Genomic DNA, 610 nt, shown 5'->3' with positions numbered 1-610 from the left:
ACTCGGATATCTCGTCGTTTGACGGTGACAAGCGCCGAGGTGCTGCTCCGGGCCGGAGGCCACGGTTTCGTCGCGATGACGGTCCGCGAACCATCGCTTATCGCTGTTTTCCTGCGCATTTCGCGCACCAGGTGATCCGCTCGGGCTCGACTGTCCCGCACTGGCCGCAGGTGTGTGCCAACTCCGCAAGCGTGGCCCAGACCAGCACGCGGCCATCGTCGGTGTTGGCAGTGAACATCGTCTTCGGGCCCAGGATGGTTGCGTCGATCATCTGCACCTCGGCGCCGGGTTCCACCTCGGCGAGTTCGGCGACAAGTCGGTCAATGCAGGCCTGCCAGCCTGGGCGATCGCGGGGAATGACCGGTTCGTTCACGGCTTCTCCACCATGATCGACGTCGGCTCCGCGCGAATCCGCGCTATCACGTCACGTTGCCTGTCCGACAGCATCTCCTGCGTGTAGCCGTCGCACGTGAGCGCCCACCAGACCGTGGCGGTCGACGGGCAACCGGGACAGACACGCGGACCGATGACGCCGAACCACCCTTGCCTCGGCGGGTAGTCCCACCCCGCCGCGTATGCCTCATCCGGCGTGAGCACCTCCTCGACACCA

General features: G+C 65.7%; 2 protein-coding genes. Both read right to left on the bottom strand.

Translation table 11 applies throughout. The features are described from left to right. Positions 1-97: 97 nt before the first annotated feature. On the bottom strand, positions 98-373 hold the full coding sequence (locus tag RNC47_RS36175) for a hypothetical protein (protein ID WP_055119786.1): 276 nt from the start codon (positions 371-373) through the stop codon (positions 98-100). Next, positions 370-610 (bottom strand): hypothetical protein (locus RNC47_RS36170; RefSeq protein WP_311605096.1); only part of this gene is annotated, 241 nt, incomplete at its 5' end. The genes RNC47_RS36170 and RNC47_RS36175, both read right to left, overlap by 4 nt.

This window comes from Streptomyces millisiae, from assembly GCF_031845425.1.
Lineage (GTDB): Bacteria > Actinomycetota > Actinomycetes > Streptomycetales > Streptomycetaceae > Streptomyces > Streptomyces millisiae.
The sequence above is the reverse complement of the archived record's forward strand: the minus strand, read 5'-3'. Positions and strand labels throughout refer to the sequence as shown.